The sequence below is a fragment of the Pseudomonas sp. P1_F7 genome, from assembly GCF_056405655.1.
In genome coordinates this window covers 55,494-77,532 of sequence record NZ_JBFUBR010000009.1, presented here as the reverse complement: position 1 = coordinate 77,532, position 22,039 = coordinate 55,494, and the positions used below count along the sequence as shown (strand labels likewise).

Genomic DNA, 22,039 nt, shown 5'->3' with positions numbered 1-22,039 from the left:
GCTAATTTCGAGCCATGACTTCCACCGTATTGCGCTGCCAGCCAAGCATTATTACCGCCATTCCTCATTTGGCGGGCTAGCTCACGACTGCAGCACCCAACCCGCCCTAGAGGCGGGTTTTTACTTTCTGTCTCCGGGGCCCCGATCAACGTCAGGAGACGACGATGAGTTTTACAACCGATCAGCAAGCCCTGCTTGAACGCTACGTCAAAAAAATCCTTGCCGCGCCGGTGTATGAACTGGCGGTGCGTACGCCGTTGCAAGCGGCGCCGGCCTTGTCTGAAGCCTTGGGCAACCAGGTCCTGCTCAAGCGCGAAGACTTGCAACCGACCTTTTCCTTCAAGATCCGCGGCGCCTACAACAAGCTGGTGCAACTGAGCAAAGCGCAAAAGGCTCTCGGCGTGGTCACGGCTTCTGCCGGCAATCATGCACAGGGTGTGGCCCTGGCTGCGCGGGAACTGGGGATCAATGCCACCATCGTCATGCCCTGCACGACACCGCAACTGAAGGTCATCGGGGTGCGCAGTCGCGGCGCCGATGCGGTATTGCACGGCGATAGTTTTCCGTTTGCGCTGGCCTATGCGCTGGGCCTGGCCGAGGAAACCGGTCGAACCTTTGTTTCGCCTTTCGACGACCCGGACGTGATCGCGGGACAAGGCACTGTGGCCATGGAAATCCTGCGCCAGCATCAAGGACCACTGGATGCGATCTTCGTGCCGGTGGGTGGCGGGGGGCTGATCGCAGGCATCGCCGCTTACGTCAAATACTTGCGGCCGGAGGTGCGCATCATCGGCGTCGAGTCGGAGCATTCCGCGTGCCTGCAAGCTGCGTTGCTGGCCGGTGAGCGAGTTATCCTGCCCAGCGTCGGCACCTTCGCCGACGGGGTGGCGGTGGCGCAGATCGGCGCTTACGGGTTTGAGGTCTGCCGGTATTGCGTGGATGACGTGGTGACGGTCAGCAACGATGAGCTTTGCGCCGCGATCAAGAATATCTACGACGATACCCGCTCGATCACCGAACCTTCCGGCGCGCTGGCGGTGGCCGGAATCAAGAAGTACGTGGCACGGAGCGGGGCTCGTGGTCAGACCCTGGTCGCCATCGACTCGGGTGCCAACATCAATTTCGACAGCCTGGGACATGTGGCCGAGCGCGCCGCGCTGAGTGGTGCACCGGCATGACGATCGAGCAGGCCGCCAGCGGACGCCGCGAGGGTCTGCCGGATTGCCGGGTTATTCCTGAATGGCTTTCTCGATCTTGTTCGACGCCGACCAGATTCGGTAGCGCACTTCGATGTCCTTGGGTACGTACAGCACGAGCGGCAGCTTGCTGTTGTAACGCAGCAGGAAACCGTCACCGACCACTGGTACGAAATCCTGTTTGCTGGTGCCGTCCGGGCAGGCCATCAGCGTGCTCATCGGGCCGATGACTTTTTCCAGGCGATAGAACGGGTAGCCCCAACCCTCGAGGTTCTTCTCCTCGAGAATGCCGCCCAGACGGGGGCGATTACAGTCTACGGTCATTGTTTTGCCGGCCAGGATCTCGACCTGGAAGTCGCCTTCCCGGGTCTGTGGCGCGAGGTGAATCACCTGACGGGTAAACCCGCTTTCGGCCTTCGGATAGGGCGCGGTGTCTTCGAGTTTGGCGGCGTGTGCCAAGCCCGACAGTCCGAGAGCGAAGAGCCCGAGCGTCGCGTTTGTGGTCAAAGAACTCATGGTTGCCTCCTTGCTTGAAGTGAAGGGCGGCATTCTCACTGCCGTGTGCAGTGAAAGCAAACCCGCAGCCCCCAGCATGCAAATGGCAAGGTTACAAGGTGTGTTTATTGCAAACTGCATGACAGGCTTCACGGGTGTCTTGCCTAAACCCATGAATTGCCGATGAGCTGCACAGCGAAACTCAGGACATGATTTATGCTGTAGCTGTCCTTGAAGCTTGCCGGGATTTCATATGAGCGAGCATTGACCGTTATTGGCAGTCTCACATAGGAGAGAGTCGCCATGTTTCTTTCTGCCTTGGAACTTCGCAATATCATCGAAAGCAGTTTTCTACCCAAGCGCTGCCAGTGCACGCTATCACCGGATCTGTCGATGACCGTCAAGGTCTATGCCGACGGGCAAACCGATCACCTGGATCTATTGGTCACCGGCATCGATGCTTCCGGGCTCAATGGGTGTCGGGAAATCAACGAGTTGATTGCCCAACTGCGTTCCAGACAGCATCACGTCGAGGTCGAGCCGCACTCGATGCTGGGCAAAGCGCTTTAACCTGCGGTTTCGAGTTCCACCGACACGCGCCGGGTCTGGAAGAACGCCAGGCCCAGCGCCAGTTCAACCCCGACCGCCAGCAACATGCCAGGCCCGACATGGCCGGCGAGCCATTCGGCAAAACCCAGCACCGCCAATCCCCAACAGCCGACGACGAAACCGAGGCCCAGCGCATTGCGGGTTGCGCAAGGGGGCGCGTTGCGAACCAGACAAGAGATTACGCTAAACGCCGCAAACAGCACGGCGGTGCGTCGCGCGACCAATTCCGCCGCGAATGAAAACTCGATATCCCAGAACGTCAGTAACCATTGCGGTGCCAAGCCCCAGACCAGGCTCAGCAAAAGACATAAGGCGGCGGTAAACGTCGACAGTGTGCGAAAGGACAACTGCATGGCAAATCCTTGCGGGCAGAGAGGGAGGCGCTAGAGCATAGCGCCGCAACCCTCAAAGGAATACCGCCTGGTGCCAAATCAGACTTTTCGGTCAGCCCTGGTTCTCACAGGCGTCGGAAAGTTTACGGTAGGTAATTTCTGCGGGTTTTCCCGTGTCATCGATGTACTTCATTTCGGCATTTACCACTTTGCACTCCAGGGTGTCCGGCTCGGTCAGTGAAATCACTTTGCTGACATGCAATGGCATGCCGTAGTGATACGGCACGGCTTGAGAGGTTGCGGTGTCATTGGCCTGAGCCAGACCGGCAAACGCGGTGCAGGCGAGGGCGGCGGTAACCAGCAGGGTGCGAGTGTTCATCAGCGATCTCCGGTGCGGACGGAAAGTCAGTTCGATGTGTGGCTTGTCGAACTTGCCGCACTGGGCGTCAGAACAGTCTGAGGGCGTGCGGTCCAGTGAAGTGTTGGACCGCACGGTTAAACGAGGGTTAACCCGGCTAAACGCCGCCTGTCGCGATGCGCGATCCTGTGTATCAGTTAAGACCATCGGGCGCCTGATAGAAAGTCATCGCGATCAGGCTCACTCCCATGGTGCCAGAGGGTGGACACAAATGCTGTGAACGACCCGGAACCCTGTGGGAGCGAGCTTGCTCGCGATGAGGACATCAGTGTCAGCGCAACTCCAACTGCTGCCGATAAGGCAAATCCGGCCCGGTCTTGCTGCACGTCAGCGCCGCCGCCTGCACCGCGAACTTCAGCATGTTGTCGATCTGCTCGCGGCCAAGTTGCTTTACACCCTCCACCGAATCCAGCTGCTGTTCAGTCAGCCAGGTAATCAGCGCCGCCTGAAAGGTATCGCCCGCACCCACGGTGTCGGCGATTTTTACCGGACGGGCGGGAGCCGACCACGAACCATGAGCCCGGCTGAACACGGTCGCGCCTTCGCCGCCCCGGGTCAGGAACACCAGCTGACAGCGGTGTTGCAACCAGCCTTCGATCACCTGCGCCGGATCCTGATCGGGATACAGCAGATGCAGGTCCTCGTCGCTGACCTTGATCAGGTCGGCCAGTTCCACCAGCGTCGCGATCCGTTTACGCCACAGGTCAATGTCCGGTTGCGGGTTCAGGCGCACGTTCGGGTCGAGGCTGATCAGGCGTTTGCCGCTTTCCCGGCGCACCAGTGCCAATAGCGTGTCGGCAATCGGCTGCACCACCAGGGAAAACGAGCCGATATGCAGGCCGCGTACCTCAGGTCCGAGTGTCGGCAAGTGCTCCGGTTGCAATTGTCGATCTGCGCAGCCTTCGCCACGGAAGCTGTACTGCGGCGAGCCATTGGCCCCGACCGCGACCATCGCCAGGGTGGTCGGCGCGGCAAAATCCAGCAGGAAGTCCGGGCGCACGCCTTCATCCTGCAACACTTGCAGCAGGCGTCGTCCCAGGTAGTCGGTGGATAGCCCGGCCAACAGCGCCGCGTCCACGCCCAATCGGCGCAAGCCCACCGCCACGTTGAACGGCGAGCCACCGGCAATGGCTTTGAAATTCACTTTGGAAGCCAGACCGCTGGCGTCGTTTTCACTGAAAAAATCGAACAGCGCTTCGCCACACACCAGGTACATAGTTGTTCACTCTTCAAAGGGTTGCGACATGCTGTTGATAGCGTTCATACGCCTGCTGACAGGCTTGTACATTGTCGGCGACCGGCAGGGTTTCACTGGCCGGGTCGAGTTTCACGCAGCGCTCGCACAAGTCCGCCAAGCTGTGTTCGCTCCCGTTCGCCCAGGATACGCACCAGGCCACCTGAATCGCCGCACCCAGGGCCGCGGCCTCGCTTTGTTCGGTGCAGATCACGGGCGTGTTCATGGTATCGGCGACGATTTGCCGCCACACCGCGCTTTTCGACCCGCCGCCGATCAGGCAAATGCTGCGGCTTTGTAAGCCATTGCGGCGTAACAGGTCCAGTCCGTAACGCAAACCAAACGTCGTGCCTTCGACCACCGCGCGGCACAGGTTGGCCCGAGTCAGGTTGGTCATGGTCAGGCCTGACAAGCTACCGCTGGCATGGGGCAGGGCAGGCACCCGCTCGCCGTTGAAGAACGGCAGCATGCTCACACCTTCGGCACCGATCGGCGCCTGGGCGACGAGCGCGTTGAACTGATCGATGTCGAGGTCCAGCAGGTCACGAACCAGTCCGGTGGCATTGGTCAGGTTCATGGTGCAGATCAAAGGCAGCCAGCCACCGCTTGAAGAACAGAACGTGGCGACCGCAGCATCCGCGGCGACGTTCGGTTGATCGGCATAGGCATACACCGTACCCGACGAGCCGAGGCTCATGGTGGTTGCACCGGGCTGGATGTTGCCGGTGCCAATGGCGCCCATCATGTTGTCGCCGCCGCCACTGGCCACCAGTGCCCGCGGGTTGATGCCCAGGTGTCCGGCAATGCCCGGCAGAATCGTGCCGACCGCCTGGTGGGCGTCGATCAGCTCCGGCAGGGCGGCTTGCAGGCGTCCGCTCGGGTCGATGTCACGCAACAATTGCAAATCCCATTGACGGGTTCGAACGTTGAAGTAGCCCGTGCCCGAGGCATCTCCGTATTCGCTGCAACTGCGGCCGGTGAGCCAATGGTTGAGGTAGTCGTGGGGCAGCAAAATGCGGGCGATGCGGGAGAACACCTCGGGATGCTGCTCTTTGGTCCATAACAGCTTTGACAAGGTGTAGCCCGGCGCGATGACCACGCCGAGGCGTTCCAGCGAAGCCTTTTCGCCGCCCAGGTGGGCCAGCAGGCGGTCATTCTCCGGGGTGGTTTCGGTGTCACACCAGAGTTTGGCCGGACGCAGCACCTGGCCCTGATCGTCGAGCAACACCAGGCCATGCTGCTGGCCGGACACGCCAATGCCGAGAATCGACTGGCCATCGACCTTAGCCGCAAGTAACGCGCGGCGGGTGGCCGTGGCGAAGGCTTCCAGCCACTGCTGGGTATCCTGTTCACGGCGGCCATTGGCAGCGCTGATCATGCTGTGGCTGGCCGCTCCCTGGCCGAGCACCTCACCGCTGGTTGCGTCGAGGATGATGGCTTTGGTGCCCTGGGTGCCGCAGTCGATGCCGAGGAAGTGTTGTTGGGTTGTCATGCAGGATCCTTGGATCGTCGGGTCGATATCGTTGAGCATTCAGCATCTCTACTGACTGTCCGGCCGCCATCGCGAGCAAGCTCGCTCCCACAGGGTTTGTTGTTGCACACAAAATTTGCGTCCGCTGAAGACTCCTGTGGGAGCGGGCTTGCCCGCGATGACGGCAGCACCTTCACCTCAAGACTCAAGCCAGCACCCGCTCCAACGTCCGCGATACACCCACCTCGCGCAAACTGTTGCAGCACCACTCGAACGCCGCGACAAACTCCGGCGAGCGCGCAATCGCCGTACCAAAAATCTCCTCGACCGCCAGCAAACGCTGGGTAATCAGCACGTCATCGGCCACCAGCGCCTGGCAGAACGCTGCGCGCGGGTCGGGAATCGCATAGGTCTCGCCCTGCTCATCCACGCCCTTGAGGTACAACGCCCACGCCGCCACCACCAACGCTGCTCGCTTGGTTTCGCGGCCATCGGCGATCAAACGGTTGATGGTCGGCACGGTGAATTTCGGAAACTTCGACGAGCCGTCCGAACACACCCGTTCAAGCTGATCGGCAATCGCCTGATTGGAGAAGCGCGCCACAAGGGTGTCCTTGTACTCGCTCAGGTCGATTCCCGGCACCGGAGGCAGTTGCGGGGTTACGTCCAGGTCCATGTAGGCACGCATATAGCGCACGAACAGTGGGTCGTTCATGGTTTCGTGGACGAAACGGTAACCCTTCAGGAATCCGAGGTACGTCAGCGCCAGATGACTGCCGTTGAGCAGCTTGATCTTCATTTCTTCGTAGGGCGTGACGTCGTCGGTGAACTGCACGCCGACCTTTTCCCAGGCCGGGCGACCGTTGACGAACTTGTCTTCCAGCACCCATTGCACAAAGGGTTCGCAGACCACCGGCCAGGCATCGTCCAGCCCGTGCTTGTCGGCCAGTTGCAGGCGGTGCCGGGTGCTGGTCATCGGCGTGATGCGATCGACCATGGCGTTGGGGAAACTGACATTGGCGTCGATCCAGTCGTGCAAATCGCTGTCGAGCAAGGCGGCGAAGGCCAGCAGGGCCTTGCGGGTGACGGCGCCGTTGTGCGGCAGGTTATCGCAGGACATCAGGGTGAACGCCGCTGTGCCAGCCGCGCGGCGCCTGGCCAGCGCGGCACAGAGGAAACCGAACACGGTTTTTGGCGCATCCGGGTGCGCAAGGTCATGCTGGATCTGCGGCAAGTGCGCCATGAACTCACCAGTGCTGTCGTCGATGCAATAACCGCCTTCGGTGATGGTCAGCGAGACGATGCGGATCTCGGGACTCGCCAGTTTGACGATCAACGCCTGGGCATCGTCCTCGGCCAGCAGCATGTCGCGCAGTGCGCCGATCACCCGCACTTCGGTGTCGTCGCTATCGCCGAGTTCGAACAGGGTGAACAGGTAGTCCTGGTCCTTGAGATCGTCACGGGCGCGGCGGTCCTCGGCGCGCAGTCCGACACCACAGATTGCCCAGTCCAGCGCTTCTCCGGTGTTCATCAGCGCATCGGTGTAAAACGCCTGATGGGCGCGATGGAAACCGCCGACGCCGATATGCGCAATGCCTTGGCGCGTATCGCCCAACGCGTAGGCGGGCAGGACCACTTCAGGCGCGAGACGGTTGAGATTCTGTTTGTTCAGTTTCATCGCAGGCTCTCTGAAATCAGGCAGCAACGCGCAGCGGGCGGGTCAGCGCCACGCCGTCGGCATCGAATAAATGGCAGTGTTGCGCGTCCAGGTGCAGGCTCAGGGTTTCGCCGTAACGGCTGGCCAGATCGCCGCGAACGCGCATAGTCAGGGCTTCACCGGACGAAGTCAGGACGTGGCAGAACGTGTCGCTACCCAGGCGTTCGCTGACATCGGCGGTGACCTGCAAGGTGCAGTCGCCCGGTTTGGCCAGCTCCAGATGCTCGGGGCGGATGCCCAGCGTCACCGCACTCCCGACGCTCAGATGCCTGCCGCTCAAGGGCAGGCTGATGCGAGTTCCGGCGTCCAGTTGCACTTCGCAGCCCTGGCTGTCGGTGCGTGTGACCTTGCCTTTGAGAAAGCCCATTTTCGGTGTGCCCAGAAACCCTGCGACAAACAGGTTGGCCGGCTGGTGATAGAGGTCCAGCGGCGAGCCGACTTGCTCGATTTTTCCACCATTGAGTACGACAACTTTGTCAGCCATGGTCATCGCTTCGACCTGATCGTGAGTCACGTAGATCATCGTGGCTTGCAGTTCTTTGTGCAGTCGCAACAGTTCAAGACGCATCTGCACGCGCAGGGCGGCATCGAGGTTGGACAGCGGTTCGTCGAACAGGAAGATTTTCGGGTTGCGCACGATAGCCCGGCCAATCGCCACGCGCTGGCGCTGGCCGCCGGACAGTTGTTTGGGCTTGCGCTCCAGCATCGGCCCCAGTTCGAGGATGCGCGCCGCTTCGCCGACCTTTTTCTCCACTTCGGCTTTCGCCACGCCGGCCAGGTCGAGGGCGAACGACATGTTTTTGCGCACGCTCATGTGCGGGTACAGGGCGTAGGTCTGGAACACCATCGCCAGGTCGCGCTTGGCCGGGCTCACTTCGGTGATGTCGCGACCATCGAGCTCGATGGTGCCGCCACTGACTTCTTCCAGCCCCGCGATCAGCCGCAGCAGCGTGGATTTACCGCAGCCCGACGGGCCGACGAAGACCACGAACTCCTTGTCGTTCACTTCCAGGTCGATGCCCTTGATGATGGAAAAACCTTCGAAGCCTTTTTGCAGATTCTTGATTTTCAGGTTGGCCATGGTGATGGGCCTCCGTTTGTATTTATTCGATTGAACCGGGTGGGCTTTTTTGTGGGAGCGCATTCGGTCGGCGATCTTCATTTCACGGCGCCGAACGACAGGCCGCGCACCAGTTGTTTCTGGCTGATCCAGCCGAAGATCAGGATCGGCGCACAGGCCAGGGTCGAGACGGCCGACAACTTGGCCCAGAACAGCCCTTCGGGGCTCGAGTACGAGGCGATCAATGCGGTCAGCGGTGCGGCTTTCGACGACGTCAGGTTCAGCGACCAGAACGCCTCGTTCCAGCACAGGATCAGCGACAGCAACACCGTGGACGCCAGACCGCCCTTGGCGATGGGCAGCAACACCCGGACCATTTCCTGCCAAAGCGTTGCGCCATCCAGGCGTGCGGCTTCGAGGATGTCCTTGGGAATGTCTTTGAAGTAGGTGTAAATCATCCAGACCACGATCGGCAGGTTGATCAGCGTGTAGATCACGATCAGCGCGATCCGCGTGTCGAGCAGGCCAAAACTCTTGGCCAGCAGATAGATCGGCATCAGCACGCCCACCGGCGGCAGCATTTTGGTCGAGAGCATCCACAGCAGCGTGCCTCTGGTGCGCTGGGTTTCGTAGAACGCCATGGAGTAGGCCGCCGGCACCGCGATCAGCAGGCACAGGGCCGTGGCGCTGAAGGAAATCACCACCGAGTTCCAGGCGAAACTGAAGTAGTCGCTGCGTTCGTTGATGTGCAGGTAGTTCTCCAGCGTCGGCATGAAGATGAACTGCGGCGGCGTGGCGAAGGCATCGATTTCGGTTTTGAAACTGGTCAGTACCATCCAGAAGATCGGGAAGAAGATCAGGATCGCGATGGCCCAGGCCAACGTACCGAGCAGCAGGCTTTGCAGGCGACGGGATTGTTGAAGAGTCATGGCGGGCCTCAGGCTTTGTCGGTCAGGTTTTTGCCGATCATCCGCACCAGGATGATCGCGGCGATGTTGGCGATGACCACGGCGATCAGGCCGCCCGCCGAGGCCATGCCTACGTCGAACTGCACCAGCGCCTGGTTGTAGATCAGGTAGGCGAGGTTGGTCGAGGCGTAGCCCGGGCCGCCGTTGGTGGTGGTGAAGATTTCGGCGAACACCGAGAGCAGGAAGATGGTTTCGATCATCACCACCACCGCAATCGGCCGCGCAAGGTGTGGCAAGGTCAGGTGCCAGAAAATTGCGACAGGCCCGGCACCGTCCAGGCGCGCGGCTTCTTTCTGTTCCTGGTCGAGGGACTGCATGGCGGTCATCAGGATCAGGATCGCGAACGGCAGCCATTGCCACGAGACAATGATGATGATCGACAGCAGCGGGTAGTGCGCCAGCCAGTCCACCGGTTGCGCGCCGAACAGCTTCCAGACGTAGGCGAGAATCCCCGACACCGGGTGGAAAATCAGGTTCTTCCAGATCAGCGCGCCGACAGTGGGCATGATGAAGAAGGGTGAAATCAGCATCACCCGCACGATGCCGCGACCGAAAAACTCACTGGCCTCCAGCAACGCACTGATCAGCACGCCGAACACCACGCTGATCAGCAGCACGCTGCCCACCAGCAGCAGTGTGTTGCTGGCGCCGGGCAGGAAGCCCGAATCGGTGAGGAAGTAGGTGAAGTTTTCAAGCCCGACGAATGCGTTCTCGCCGGGATTGAGCAAGTTGTAGCGGATCGTCGAGAAGTAGAGGGTCATGCCCAGCGGTACGATCATCCACAACAGCAGCAATGCCACCGAAGGGCTGACCAGAAACCAGCCGGGATTGGTCACGCGGCTTTTACGCTGGGGTTGGGCAATGTCCATGTGAGCTTTTGCAGTTGATGTATTCATGGTGATCAGAACCGATTAATTACAGGCATATGAAGATCAACTGTGGGAGCGAGCTTGCTCCGGGCGGCGTTCCGACGATAGCGATCTGTCAGCCAACATCACTGTTGAATGTCATGGCCTCATCGCGAGCAAGCTCGCTCCCACACTGGATACGGGGTTACTTGGGATAACCCGCGCGCTTCATTTCGCGTTCAGTGGTTTGCTGGGCCGCCGCCAGGGCCTGGTCCACCGTGGTCTGGCCGATCAGCGCAGCAGAAAAGGACTTACCGACCTGTGTACCAATGCCCTGGAACTCGGGAATGGTCACCAACTGAATACCGGTGTAAGGCACCGGCCTGGCGCCCGGCTTGCTCGGGTCCGCGGCCTTGAGCGATTCCAGCGTGACCTTGGCGAACGGCGCGGCGTTCATGTACGCCTCGCTGTAGGTCGAGGCCCGGGTGCCCGGCGGCACGTTGGCGATGCCGTCTTTTTCCGCGACCAGTGCGCTGTATTCTTTGGAGGTGGCCCAGGCGCTGAAGGTTTTCGCCGCGTCCTTGGCTTTGGAACTGGTCGGAATGGCCAGCGCCCAGGAGTACAACCAGGCTGAGCCCTTGTCGGTGACCTGGTGCGGCGCGTAGGTAAAGCCGACGTGATCGACGACCTTGCTCTGGGTCTTGTCGGTGACGAACGAACCGGCGACGCTGGCATCGACCCAGATCGCGCATTTGCCGCTGTTGAACAACGCCAGGTTTTCATTGAAACCGTTGCTCGACGCACCCGGCGGGCCGGATTTCTTCATGGTGTCGACGTAGAAGTTCAGCGCGTTTTTCCACTCGGGGCCGTTGAATTCCGGCTGCCACTTCTCATCGAACCAACGCGCGCCATAGGCGTTGGCCACGGTGCTGACCAGCGCCATGTTCTCGCCCCAGCCAGCCTTGCCGCGCAGGCAGATGCCGTACTGTTCCTGCCCGGGTTTGTTCAGTTTGGCGGCGAACTCACCGATCTGCTCCCAGGTCGGGCGCTCGGGCATGCTCAGGCCGGCGTCCTTGAACAGGTCGGTGCGGTAATAGGTAATCGAGCTTTCGGCGTAGAACGGCAGGGCGTACAGCGAGCCTTTCACTGACAGGCCTTCGCGCACCGACGGAAACACGTCGTCGAGGGCATAGCTGGCCGGCAAATCCTTCATCGGCTCCAGCCAGCCCTTGGCGCCCCAGAGTGCGGCTTCGTACATGCCGATGGTCAGCACATCGAACTGCCCGCCCTGGGTGGCGATGTCGGTGGTCAGGCGCTGGCGCAGGACGTTTTCTTCGAGTACCACCCAATTGAGCTTGATGTCCGGGTGCGCGGCCTCGAAGGTTTTCGAGAGCTTTTGCATGCGGATCATGTCGCTGTTGTTGACGGTGGCGATGGTCAGGGTCTGTGCGCCAAGGCTGACGCTGCTGAGGGTCATGCAGGTGAGGGCAAGCAGAGCTTTTACCGAAGGTTGCATCGTGCACTCCTTTTCTGCACCCGGCGGGATACAGAAGGACAGTTATTGTTTTTGTGTCTTCCGAAGGCAGGAAGAATCTGTGCTGATTACATCCTTCAATGGCAGGTGAGACAAATCATCCATCGCACTTCAATTGATACTTTTTTGCACTGAAGTTTGGCGCTGTAAACGTAGGGAAGGGCTTTTCAGCGAAGGAGGGGTATTGAAACCGTACAGGTTTCAGGGGGTAACGCTGTACCTGTGGGAGCGAGCTTGCTCGCGATGGCGGTGTATCAGGTTAATAAATGTCGACTGACACGGCCTCATCGCGAGCAAGCTCGCTCCCACAGATTTTTGAGGGGTTAATTCAGATTCTGCTCGGTCAACCGCTGCACCACCAACCGCCGGTAATGCGAAGGCGTCATGCCCTTGAGCTGCTGGAAGCGCCGGTTGAAGTTGGAAATATTGTTGAAGCCCGACTCGAAGCACACGTCGGTAACCGGTTTGTCGCCATCGGCGAGCAACTCGCAAGACTTGCTGATGCGCAGTCGATTGACGAATTCGATGAAATTGCGCCCGGTGGCCTGCTTGAATACGCGGCTGAAATAAGTCGGTTTCATGCCCAGGTGATCGGCGACTTCCTCCAGCGTCAAGTCCCGGGCGTAGTGGGCAAAAATGTAATCCACCGCGCGGTTGGTGCGATCGATGTTGTGTTCGTCGGCCAGTTGCGGGGTCGTGGCGCCAGAGAGCAATTGGTAGTCGTCGGTGGCCGCGAGCAACTCCAGCAGAATGAAAAAGTGCCCGAGCCGGGTGATGCCGCTGGTATCGGCGATGCGCTGCATCAAGTCCATGGCCTGGGCGATGGTGTGTTTGCAGCGAAACTCGATGCCGTACTGCGCACGTTCCAGCAGCGGCGCCAGGGTCTTGAGTTCGGCGAATACCTGATAGCCGCTGTCGAACAACTCGTCGGTGAAATTGACCAGCATGTCGCGCTTGGGCACCACTTCGTCCTCGGCCACCTGGCTGATCCAGTTGTGGGGCAGGTTGGGGCCGGTGAGGAACAGGGTTTGCGGATAGAAGTTGCCGATGTAGTCGCCGATGAACACCTTGCCGGAACTGGCGACGATCAGGTGCAGTTCGTATTCCTTGTGGAAATGCCAGCGCACCAGCGGGCAGGGGAAACCGTGCTGGCGGTAAATGATGGACAACCCGTTGTGGTCGTCCATCAACTCATAGGAAGGATCGGTGACTCTGGCGGTGCGGGTCATGTCAGGGCGCTTGTGTTGTTATCCCGCCCTGATCATGCCTCTAGCTTGAGGGAAAACGCTACTACCGCCGTTGTGTCTGTTCGTGCAAGGCACGGCCGTAAACCGCTTTCACTCTGCCCATCGAACAAACCATTGCCTCATGGCCGCTATTACTTGAGGCGGGATTGGGCCTTCATTACGTTTGCCGCGCGGCAGTTGTGAACCAGGTTTGACTCTTCAAAAAAATCCGCATTGATAATGCTGCACTTGTGAATCCATGGTTTGTTTACATCGAACCAATCATTCAGCTCTTTGGGTATGCTAACCGGACCACCTGCGACGGAGTAAGCGGTGGCAGATAGAGACCATGGGAAACTTGAAGAGGGAGGGCTTGTCATGACGGTTTCAATAAAAGATTCGAGGTCTTGGACATCGGTGATGGCGGAGCCGCTCCATTTGTGTTGAACACTCCTGCAAAAGGCTTGTGGGTCCAGGTCCGGGTGATGATCGGCGGCGAGCAGTACCCGTTGAGTCCTGCTGGTGCGTTTCAACTGTCCAAGCGTCTTGCGGCTGTGTTCAGGAGGAATGATGAGTTCGCCTAAACTATGCACGAGGCGGTCACTGAACTCCTTGAAGTTAAAAGGACGATTTCCACGTTCCAGTTTGTGGAAGTCGAGAATTATGAATTCATCGGGATTATGCACTAGAAAACTGGAGACATCCTGAGCTAGCTGAGAGAGCTCGCGATAGGATCGTACTCCGTTATGGTGAAAGTAAAAATACAAGTAACTATTGCCGTTCCTGATATTAATGTCAAATTCAAGCCTGATGTCGAATACCCTGGCACCGTTCATCAGCTGATAATAAAACGAGTCGTTTTGGCAGACGGCCCAGTGCGTGGTTGGTGCCCAGATATAGTTACCGTTCTTGTCTGAGCCGCTATTATGTGCGCCAGGCAGAATCAGCTCGCTGAGCGTCAAATTTTCGATGATTGGAATATTGCTCATCCAGTCGTTTAGTGTGGGTTTGTAATTGCCATGCTCGAAGTTTGGTTGTGTTTTGTTACTGTCGTTCATAGTGCGTCCGTGCAAGTAGGTTAGATATGGTTTTTATGCGCTAAATGCTTTATTGCATTTGGCAGAGAGAAGTTTATATCAACTAGTAAATAGAAAAACCACTCTTGCGATTCAAGCAGGAGTGGCGGGGTGTTTCGTATTGTTAATAAGTTATTTATTGAGATTGATATAAGGTTGTTTTGGGTGAATCATTGGGCCCTGTTTTTCGCTTCAATCCATTGCGCCATGTATTGAGTACTTTTGTGGTGGTGATGGCGCAACATGCTGCCGGTAAAATTATCTCTTCTGATGTTTGCCAGATCCCGCTGGCAATCGACCAGCCGCTGGATCAAGGCCGGGCCATGAACGGATGTCTGGTAGCGGCTGGCAAGCAGGGTTTGCCCGTGCGCCTGGGCGTCCAGCCAGCGCGTCTTGTCGTTATGGAGTTGCACGGCATGATCGGCGAACTCGCGTGCCGAACGGGTCACTGCACCGGGCCATGCCTCTTCGCCATGCATCGCCTCGGCACCCACTGGCGTCGTCACATTCGGTGTGCCACAGAGCATCGCATCGACAATCTTGCCTTTGATTCCCGCGCCAAAACGCAGAGGCGCCATGCAGACCCGCGCCGACGACATGACTTGCAGGGCGTCTTCTGCCCAGTTCATGACATGAAAACCCTGGGCCGGGTTATGCAGGGCAGTCGCCTTGGGTGGCGTGTAGGCACCATAGATATGCAATTGAGCGCCGGGTATTTGCTCGCGAATCAGCGGCCAGATCGCGGTTTTCAACCACAGCACCGCATCCCAGTTGGGCGCATGGCGAAAGTTACCGATATGCAGAAAGTGCGCACGGTCTTCGAACGCTACCGGTGCACTGGCCGCAAGATCGACCATCAATGGGCACCAGTGCAACAAATTGCGTGGAATCCTGAACTGCTCGACCAGCAATTCGATTTCCACTTCGGAAACCATCAGCGTCAAATCACAACGATAAAATGAGGCGATTTCGCGCTTCGCCATATCGGTATTGGCCATGTGTTCAAATTCTTCGCGCGATGCCGGGGCGAACAGGTCGTTGAAGTCATTGTTGTCGTCACTGGCCTTCAAGCGCTCCTTGAGGCGTTGATGCCGACCCTGCCTGAGGCTTTGCAGGTCGCAACTTTCGAGCACGCGCAGGGCATCGGGGCAGTACTTCTCGACCCGCCAGCCGAACTGTTCCTCCATCATGAATTGATCGAACAATACGATGTCTGGCGCCAGTTCACTGATGAATGCGTCGAAACTGCTGTTGTTCAGCTCGATAGGTACTTCGCGAATGCCCAACGCCGTCAGGTCTGCGCGTTGTTCGCCGAAGCCCGCCGGGCTGCTGAATGTGATGTCCCAGCCTTGTTGCAGGAAAACCTCGAGTATTTGCATGACATGCCCGCTGGCCGCGGAAGAACGGGGCTCGGGCCAGACGTAACCAATGACCAGGACTTTGGTTGCGCGGGGCTGATTCATGTACGGGAATTCCTTGAAGCGAAGACTGGGCAGGGACGAAAAAGGCGCGCATTAAACCACAGCGGATCGCAAGGTCACTCGAGAATGCTTTTGATTTTGTCGCGCAACTGATCGATGGAGAATGGTTTGCCGATCACATGCAATCCTGCCGGTACATCGATGCTTTCGGCATACCCGCTGGCGAACAGGATGGGCAGGTCCGCGCGTAGCGTGCGGGCGAGGGCGGCCAGCTCTCGACCATCCATCTCTGGCAAGCCGACGTCGGTCATCATCAGATCAATGTGCTGGTTCAAGTCCTTGAGCTTCTCCAGCGCCGGTTCGCTGCCATCGGCCTCAAGCACCTTGAACTCCAACTCCTCCAGTACGTCGACGATCAGCATGCGCACGATGGCATCGTCTTCGACGACCAGAATGGTGGTGGGGGGGTTGGAGGATGACATAGTGAGATTCCCGATAAAAATTGGCATTGCCAGCGTTCGAAAATACCAGCCTCTTGCATCAGTAAGTGGCGGATCCCGACAAGTTTCCGACGCGATGCAAAAAAGAGTGCGGCGCAGGTCACGCAAGGATAACCCGCCGCTTTGCGCGGTCGCAGCGGAATGTAGGACCTTGCGCGAAAACATGTCAGAAAATTGGATCAATGTGCCAGTTTTGCGGCAAACTCCTTGCATTCTGACAGTTCGACAAGGTCTGCCCCATGCCCTCCGTGTCCTCGGTTGATGAGCAACGATTTCGTAAACTCCTGAGCCGCAATATCGGCCTGCCGTTGGGGCTGGGCCTCATCAGTGCGGTGTTCTTCGTTTCGCTGATCAGCTATTTACTGTCGACGATCCAGTGGGTGCAACACTCCGACCGGGTGATCAATAACGCCAATGAAGCGGTCAAGTTGACCGTGGACCTGGAAACCGGGATGCGCGGTTTCCTGCTCAGTGGCGACGAACATTTCCTCGATCCCTACGAAACCGCCAAGCCGCGCATCGCCGTGGCCCTCAACACCTTGCTCGAGCTGACCGCCGATAACCCGGTGCAAACCGACCGCTTGCTGCGGTTGCAGGCCTTGCAGCTGGAGTGGGCCAGCTACGCGCAATCGCTGATCGATTTGCAGCGCAGCAGCGGTGACTACCGCGCCGTGGTCAAGGCCGGACGCGGCAAACGCCTGACCGATGAAATTCGCAAGCAATTCGAGGACGTGATCGACTCCGAGCAACAACTGCGCACCGCTCGCAATGAAGACATGCGGCGTTCCACGGTCTGGAGTATCAGCCTCTATCTGTTGTTCATTGCCGGCGTCAGTGGCTTGCTGGCGTATGTCGGGCGCCGCGATTTGTTGACCCTGTCGCAGAACTACAGCGTCAACCTTGCCGCCCAGCAGGCCAGCGCCCGTCGTCTGGAACAGCAGGCCTGGCTGCGCAACGGCCAGACCGAGCTGGCCGAGCAAGTGCTGGGGCAATTGAGCCTGAACATGCTCGGTCGCAACATCCTGCAGTTCTGCGCGCAGTACCTGGGCACCGCCGTGGCGGCTATTTATGTGCGCGAAGACCACGGTGGCCTCAAGCGCATCGCCACCTACGGTTTTTCCCGCGAACAGCAAGAGCGTGAACAGCAGCTTTACAGCGACGAAGGCATCGTCGGCCAGGTGGCGCAACAGGCACGGCTGATTCGCCTTGACGAGGTGCCGGGAGATTATTTCAAGGTCAGCTCCGGCCTCGGTGACGGTTTGCCGCACAGTGTGCTGGTGGTGCCAACCAGTGACGACGAGCGGGTCAATGGGGTGATCGAGCTGGGCTTTCTGCGTCCACTGACCGACCGTGACGTTGAATTGCTCGAGTTGATAGCCAGCAACATCGGCACCTCGATTGAAGCTGCACGTTATCGCCAGCGTCTGCAGGAGGTGTTGGTCGAAACCCAGCAGCTCAATGAAGAACTGCAAGTGCAGCAGGAAGAACTCAAGACTGCCAACGAAGAGCTCGAAGAGCAGTCGCGGATTCTCAAGGAGTCCCAGGTGCACCTGGAAATCCAGCAGGTGGAGCTGGAGCAGACCAACGAACAGCTCGCCGAACAGGCAGAAGCACTGGCCGAGCAACGCGACGCCATGGACCTGAAGAATACCGAGCTCAATCAGGCCCGGATCCAGCTCGAAGAACGCGCGGAAGAATTGCAGCGCTCGAGCAAGTACAAGTCCGAATTCCTCGCCAACATGTCCCACGAGTTGCGCACGCCGCTGAACAGCTCGTTGATACTGGCCAAGTTGCTGGCGGAAAACCCGAAGGAAAACCTCAGCGCCGAGCAGGTCAAGTTCGCCGAATCGATCTACTCCGCCGGCAATGACTTGCTCAACCTGATCAACGACATTCTGGATATTTCCAAGGTCGAGGCCGGCAAGCTGGAAATCCGTCCGGAGAACACCAGCGTGGCGCGTCTGGTCGAGGGCCTGCGCGGCCTGTTCCAGCCGTTGGCCACGGACAAGCAGCTGGATTTCCAGGTCGATGTGCAGGACGGCGCGCCGCTGATGCTGTTCACCGACCGCCAGCGCCTGGAGCAGGTGCTCAAGAACCTGTTGTCCAACGCCTTGAAATTCACCGAAAGCGGCAGGGTCAGCCTGTCCGTTGCCACGGCGCCGAACGAGGGCATCGCGTTCATCGTCCGTGATTCCGGGATCGGCATTGCGGTGGAGCAGCACGACAGCATCTTCGAAGCGTTCCGTCAGGCTGATGGCACCACCAGTCGGCGTTATGGCGGCACCGGCCTGGGCTTGTCGATCTCCCGGGATCTGGCGGCCTTGCTCGGCGGCTCCATCAGCGTGACCAGCACGCCGGGGCAGGGCAGTGCGTTTACCCTGGTCTTGCCGCAGCAGTACGTGGAATCTGTCGAGCCGATGCGGGCCGCACCGATGGCGGCGCCGAGGGAAGTGCCGCCTGCGCTGTCGCCACTGATGGCCAACGTCGACATTCCGCGTTTCGACGACGATCGCAACAACGGTCCGTTCACCAGTCGCTGCATTCTGGTGGTGGAAGATGAGCCGAACTTTGCGCACATCCTCTACGACCTTGCCCATGAACTGGGTTATCAGTGCCTGGTGGCCCATGGCGCCGACGAAGGTTATGACCTGGCCAAGGCGTTCATCCCCGATGCGATCCTGCTGGACATGCGCCTGCCGGATCATTCCGGCCTGACCGTGCTGCAACGCTTGAAGGAACACGCCGAAACCCGACACATCCCGGTGCATGTGATTTCGGTCGAAGACCGGGTTGAAGCAGCGATGCACATGGGCGCCATTGGCTATGTGGTCAAACCGGCCACCCGAGAGGAACTCAAGGACGTATTTGCGCGCCTCGAGGCCAAGCTGACCCAGAAGGTCAAGCACGTGCTGCTGGTCGAGGACGACGACTTGCAGCGCGATAGCATTGCCCGCCTGATCGGCGACGATGACATCGAAATCACTGCCGTTGGCCTGGCGCAGGAGGCGCTGGACCTGCTGCGCACGTCCGTCTTCGATTGCATGATCATCGACCTCAAACTGCCGGACATGCTCGGTAATGACCTGCTCAAGCGTATGTCCACCGAAGACATCTGCTCCTTTCCTCCGGTCATCGTCTATACCGGGCGCAACCTGACCCGGGATGAAGAGGCCGAACTGCGCAAGTATTCGCGTTCGATCATCATCAAGGGCGCACGCTCGCCGGAGCGGTTGCTGGATGAGGTGACGCTTTTTCTGCACAAAGTCGAATCGCGGTTGTCCCATGAACGGCAGAAGATGCTCAAGGTCGCTCGCAGCCGCGACAAGGTCTTCGAAGGCCGCAAGGTGCTGCTGGTGGATGACGATGTGCGCAACATTTTCGCCCTCACCAGTGCGCTGGAGCAAAAAGGCGCGGTGGTGGTCATTGGTCGCAATGGCCGAGAAGCGATTGAACGATTGAATGAGGTGCAAGACATCGATCTGGTGTTGATGGACGTGATGATGCCGCAGATGGATGGTTTCGAAGCCACCGTTGAAATCCGCAAGGATCCGCGCTGGCACAAGCTGCCGATCATTGCGGTGACGGCCAAGGCCATGAAGGACGATCAGGAGCGCTGCCGGCAGGCCGGCGCCAACGATTACCTGGCCAAGCCCATCGACCTGGATCGCCTGTTTTCGCTGATTCGTGTGTGGTTACCGAAGATGGAACGTATCTAGTGAAGCGCCATTTTTCAGTGGAGCGAAACAGCGAAATCGAATTGCGGTTGTTGATCGAGGCGATCTACCTCAAGTACAGCTACGATTTTCGCGATTACTCCGGCGCTTCGATCAAGCGCCGGGTCAACCACGCGTTGAGCCAGTTCGAGTGCAATACCATCTCGGCGCTGCAGGAAAAGGTCCTCCACGATCCCACCGCTTTCATGCAATTGCTGCAATTGCTGACCATTCCGGTCAGCGAGATGTTTCGCGACCCCTCGCACTTCCTGGCCATCCGCAAGGAAGTGGTGCCGCTGCTGCGAACCTACCCTTCGCTCAAGATCTGGATCGCCGGATGCAGCACCGGTGAAGAGGTGTATTCGATGGCCATTGTGCTGCGCGAAGAAGGCCTGCTCGACCGCACCATCATCTACGCCACCGACATCAATCCGCGCTCCCTGGAAAAGGCCAGGCAAGGGATTTTCTCGATGGAGAATGTCCGCGCCTACACTGCTAACTACCAGCAGGCCGGTGGCCAGTGTTCGTTTGCCGACTACTATACGGCGGCCTATGGGTACGCGATTTTCGACAAGACACTGCGCGAGAACGTGACCTTCGCCGATCACAGCCTGGCGACGGACAGCGTGTTTTCCGAAACCCAATTAATTTCATGTCGTAACGTACTGATTTATTTTAATAAAAAACTTCAGGAACGGGCATTCGGGCTGTTTCATGAATCCCTCTGCCATCGCGGTTTCCTGGTGCTGGGCAGCAAGGAAACCCCGGAATTCTCAGCCTTCGGCAATCAGTTCGAGCCGCTGGTGAAACAAGAACGGATCTATCGAAAATCATGAACAGTGCAATGAACTTGTCGGCTATCGAAGCGATCGTGATCGGTGCCTCCGCGAGTGGCGTCGAGGCGCTGTTGAACATCCTCGGACCGCTGCGCGAAGGCATCGGCCGTCTGCTTGTCGAGCTGGAACGAATCGCATGCTAAGTAATATCCAGGCCAAACTGCTGATCGTCGACGATCTGCCGGAGAATCTGCTGGCGCTCGAAGCGCTGATCAAGCGTGAGGGCCGGATCGTATACAAGGCGCTGTCCGCCGACGAAGCCTTGTCCCTGCTGTTGCAGCACGAATTCGCCATGGCCATCCTCGATGTGCAGATGCCCGGCATGAATGGCTTCGAGCTGGCCGAGTTGATGCGTGGCACGGAAAAAACCAGGAACATCCCGATCGTTTTCGTCAGCGCCGCCGGGCGTGAACTGAACTACGCGTTCAAGGGCTATGAAAGCGGTGCCGTGGACTTCCTGTACAAACCGCTGGACATCCACGCGGTCAAGAGCAAGGTCAATGTGTTCGTCGACCTGTATCGCCAAAGCAAGGCGATGAAGGAACAAGTGCTGGCCCTTGAGCAAAGTCGCCGCGAACAGGAGACCCTGCTCAAGCAACTGCAAAACACCCAGCTGGAACTGGAGCAGGCGGTGCGCATGCGCGATGACTTCATGTCCATCGTCGCCCACGAAGTGCGCACACCGCTCAACGGCCTGATCCTTGAAACCCAGCTGCGCAAGATGCACCTGGCCCGGGATAACGCCGCCGCTTTCACCCTGGACAAGATGCACGCCATGGTCGACCGCGACGAGCGGCAGATCAAAAGCCTCATTCGTTTGATCGAAGACATGCTCGATGTCTCGCGCATTCGCACCGGAAAGTTGTCGATCCGGCCAACGCGCTTCGATCTTTCGGCACTGGTTCGCGACGTGTTGCACAACTTTTCTCAGCAAATCGACGCCGTCGAGGCGTCGGTCACGCTGGATGCCGAACAACCGGTAATCGGAAATTGGGATGAATTTCGTATTGAACAGGTCATTTCCAACCTGTTGACCAACGCCTTGCGCTACGGGGCCAAGAGCCCGATCTCGCTGAAGGTCTACAGTGAAGGAGGCTTGGCGCTGGTGGACGTGCAGGACCAGGGGATCGGTATCAGCGAACAAGACCAGGAACGCATATTCCAGCAGTTCGAACGGGTATCGGCCAAACACGCCGGCGCCGGGCTCGGCCTGGGATTGTTTATTTCAGAACAGATTGTCGCCGCGCATGGCGGTACTATTACGGTCCAGAGCAGGATTGGCGAAGGCGCTTTGTTTCGCGTTTGTCTGCCGCTGCAGGAAAACAGCCAGATAAACGCAACCTCTGATCGACCCCACGGTCGTATCAGCAGCAATTGACCGAACA

The 22,039-nt window shown here is 58.8% G+C and carries 18 protein-coding genes and 2 pseudogenes; 6 read left to right on the top strand and 14 right to left on the bottom strand.

Translation table 11 applies throughout. From position 1 onward, the window contains the following. Positions 1-164: 164 nt before the first annotated feature. Positions 165-1,160, top strand: a pseudogene (ilvA, locus tag AC1D1M_RS15005) (threonine ammonia-lyase, biosynthetic); the annotation flags it as partial. Positions 1,161-1,229: 69 nt separating this feature from the next. Here ilvA and eco read toward each other — a convergent pair. Continuing rightward, the gene (gene eco, locus AC1D1M_RS15000) at positions 1,230-1,712 is read right to left on the bottom strand and encodes a serine protease inhibitor ecotin (RefSeq protein WP_477776244.1); all 483 of its coding nucleotides are present in this window, start codon (positions 1,710-1,712) and stop codon (positions 1,230-1,232) included. 282 nt (positions 1,713-1,994) lie between these two features. Here eco and AC1D1M_RS14995 point away from each other — a divergent pair, with 282 nt between their 5' ends. After that, positions 1,995-2,261 carry a DUF1652 domain-containing protein gene (locus AC1D1M_RS14995; RefSeq protein ID WP_477776243.1) on the top strand — a complete coding sequence of 89 codons (267 nt, stop codon included), beginning with the start codon at positions 1,995-1,997 and terminating at the stop codon, positions 2,259-2,261. Here the strand turns inward: AC1D1M_RS14995 and AC1D1M_RS14990 are convergent. The 13 genes from AC1D1M_RS14990 to AC1D1M_RS14930 all read right to left on the bottom strand — a co-directional run bounded on the left by AC1D1M_RS14990 (position 2,258) and on the right by AC1D1M_RS14930 (position 16,087). Further along, positions 2,258-2,653 (bottom strand): hypothetical protein, encoded by a 396-nt coding sequence (locus AC1D1M_RS14990; RefSeq protein WP_477776242.1) that lies wholly within the window; start codon positions 2,651-2,653, stop codon positions 2,258-2,260. The genes AC1D1M_RS14995 and AC1D1M_RS14990 overlap by 4 nt on opposite strands. Positions 2,654-2,744: 91 nt before the next feature. Beyond that, positions 2,745-3,011 (bottom strand): DUF2790 domain-containing protein, encoded by a 267-nt coding sequence (locus tag AC1D1M_RS14985; protein WP_477776241.1) that lies wholly within the window; start codon positions 3,009-3,011, stop codon positions 2,745-2,747. A 310-nt stretch (positions 3,012-3,321) separates the two neighbouring features. After that, positions 3,322-4,266 (bottom strand): carbohydrate kinase family protein, encoded by a 945-nt coding sequence (locus tag AC1D1M_RS14980; RefSeq protein WP_477776240.1) that lies wholly within the window; start codon positions 4,264-4,266, stop codon positions 3,322-3,324. A 13-nt stretch (positions 4,267-4,279) separates the two neighbouring features. After that, positions 4,280-5,776, bottom strand: a complete 1,497-nt coding sequence (gene xylB / locus AC1D1M_RS14975; protein ID WP_477776239.1) for a xylulokinase — start codon at positions 5,774-5,776, stop codon at positions 4,280-4,282. A gap of 184 nt (positions 5,777-5,960) precedes the next feature. Then, the gene (locus AC1D1M_RS14970) at positions 5,961-7,433 is read right to left on the bottom strand and encodes a mannitol dehydrogenase family protein (RefSeq protein WP_477776238.1); all 1,473 of its coding nucleotides are present in this window, start codon (positions 7,431-7,433) and stop codon (positions 5,961-5,963) included. A gap of 16 nt (positions 7,434-7,449) precedes the next feature. Further along, entirely contained in the window at positions 7,450-8,553 is a 1,104-nt protein-coding gene (locus AC1D1M_RS14965) for an ABC transporter ATP-binding protein (RefSeq protein ID WP_477776237.1), read from the bottom strand. A gap of 77 nt (positions 8,554-8,630) precedes the next feature. After that, positions 8,631-9,461, bottom strand: a complete 831-nt coding sequence (locus AC1D1M_RS14960) for a carbohydrate ABC transporter permease (protein WP_477776236.1) — start codon at positions 9,459-9,461, stop codon at positions 8,631-8,633. Positions 9,462-9,469: 8 nt separating this feature from the next. Beyond that, on the bottom strand, positions 9,470-10,396 hold the full coding sequence (locus AC1D1M_RS14955) for a carbohydrate ABC transporter permease (RefSeq protein ID WP_477776235.1): 927 nt from the start codon (positions 10,394-10,396) through the stop codon (positions 9,470-9,472). A gap of 157 nt (positions 10,397-10,553) precedes the next feature. Further along, on the bottom strand, positions 10,554-11,864 hold the full coding sequence (locus AC1D1M_RS14950; protein WP_477776234.1) for an ABC transporter substrate-binding protein: 1,311 nt from the start codon (positions 11,862-11,864) through the stop codon (positions 10,554-10,556). A gap of 341 nt (positions 11,865-12,205) precedes the next feature. Further along, positions 12,206-13,111 (bottom strand): AraC family transcriptional regulator, encoded by a 906-nt coding sequence (locus AC1D1M_RS14945; protein ID WP_477776233.1) that lies wholly within the window; start codon positions 13,109-13,111, stop codon positions 12,206-12,208. Positions 13,112-13,260: 149 nt separating this feature from the next. After that, positions 13,261-14,166 (bottom strand): phosphatidylinositol-specific phospholipase C domain-containing protein, encoded by a 906-nt coding sequence (locus AC1D1M_RS14940; RefSeq protein WP_477776232.1) that lies wholly within the window; start codon positions 14,164-14,166, stop codon positions 13,261-13,263. Positions 14,167-14,354: 188 nt separating this feature from the next. Next, positions 14,355-15,647: a glycosyltransferase gene (locus AC1D1M_RS14935; RefSeq protein ID WP_477776231.1), complete on the bottom strand. Its 1,293-nt coding sequence runs from the start codon at positions 15,645-15,647 to the stop codon at positions 14,355-14,357. A gap of 74 nt (positions 15,648-15,721) precedes the next feature. After that, complete coding sequence (locus AC1D1M_RS14930; RefSeq protein ID WP_477776230.1) at positions 15,722-16,087, bottom strand: response regulator; 366 nt, start codon at positions 16,085-16,087, stop codon at positions 15,722-15,724. A 257-nt stretch (positions 16,088-16,344) separates the two neighbouring features. Here AC1D1M_RS14930 and AC1D1M_RS14925 point away from each other — a divergent pair, with 257 nt between their 5' ends. The 4 genes and pseudogenes from AC1D1M_RS14925 (at position 16,345) to AC1D1M_RS14910 (ending at position 22,032) form a co-directional block, all read left to right on the top strand. Further along, positions 16,345-19,821, top strand: coding sequence for a response regulator (locus tag AC1D1M_RS14925; RefSeq protein WP_477776229.1), 3,477 nt, complete (start codon positions 16,345-16,347; stop codon positions 19,819-19,821). Next, the gene (locus AC1D1M_RS14920) at positions 19,821-20,654 is read left to right on the top strand and encodes a CheR family methyltransferase (RefSeq protein ID WP_477776228.1); all 834 of its coding nucleotides are present in this window, start codon (positions 19,821-19,823) and stop codon (positions 20,652-20,654) included. The genes AC1D1M_RS14925 and AC1D1M_RS14920 overlap by 1 nt, the downstream gene beginning before the upstream one ends. Beyond that, positions 20,651-20,755, top strand: a pseudogene (locus AC1D1M_RS14915) (chemotaxis protein CheB); the annotation flags it as partial. The gene AC1D1M_RS14920 and the pseudogene AC1D1M_RS14915, both read left to right, overlap by 4 nt. Positions 20,756-20,790: 35 nt before the next feature. Further along, complete coding sequence (locus tag AC1D1M_RS14910) at positions 20,791-22,032, top strand: hybrid sensor histidine kinase/response regulator (RefSeq protein ID WP_477776227.1); 1,242 nt, start codon at positions 20,791-20,793, stop codon at positions 22,030-22,032. Positions 22,033-22,039: the final 7 nt, after the last annotated feature.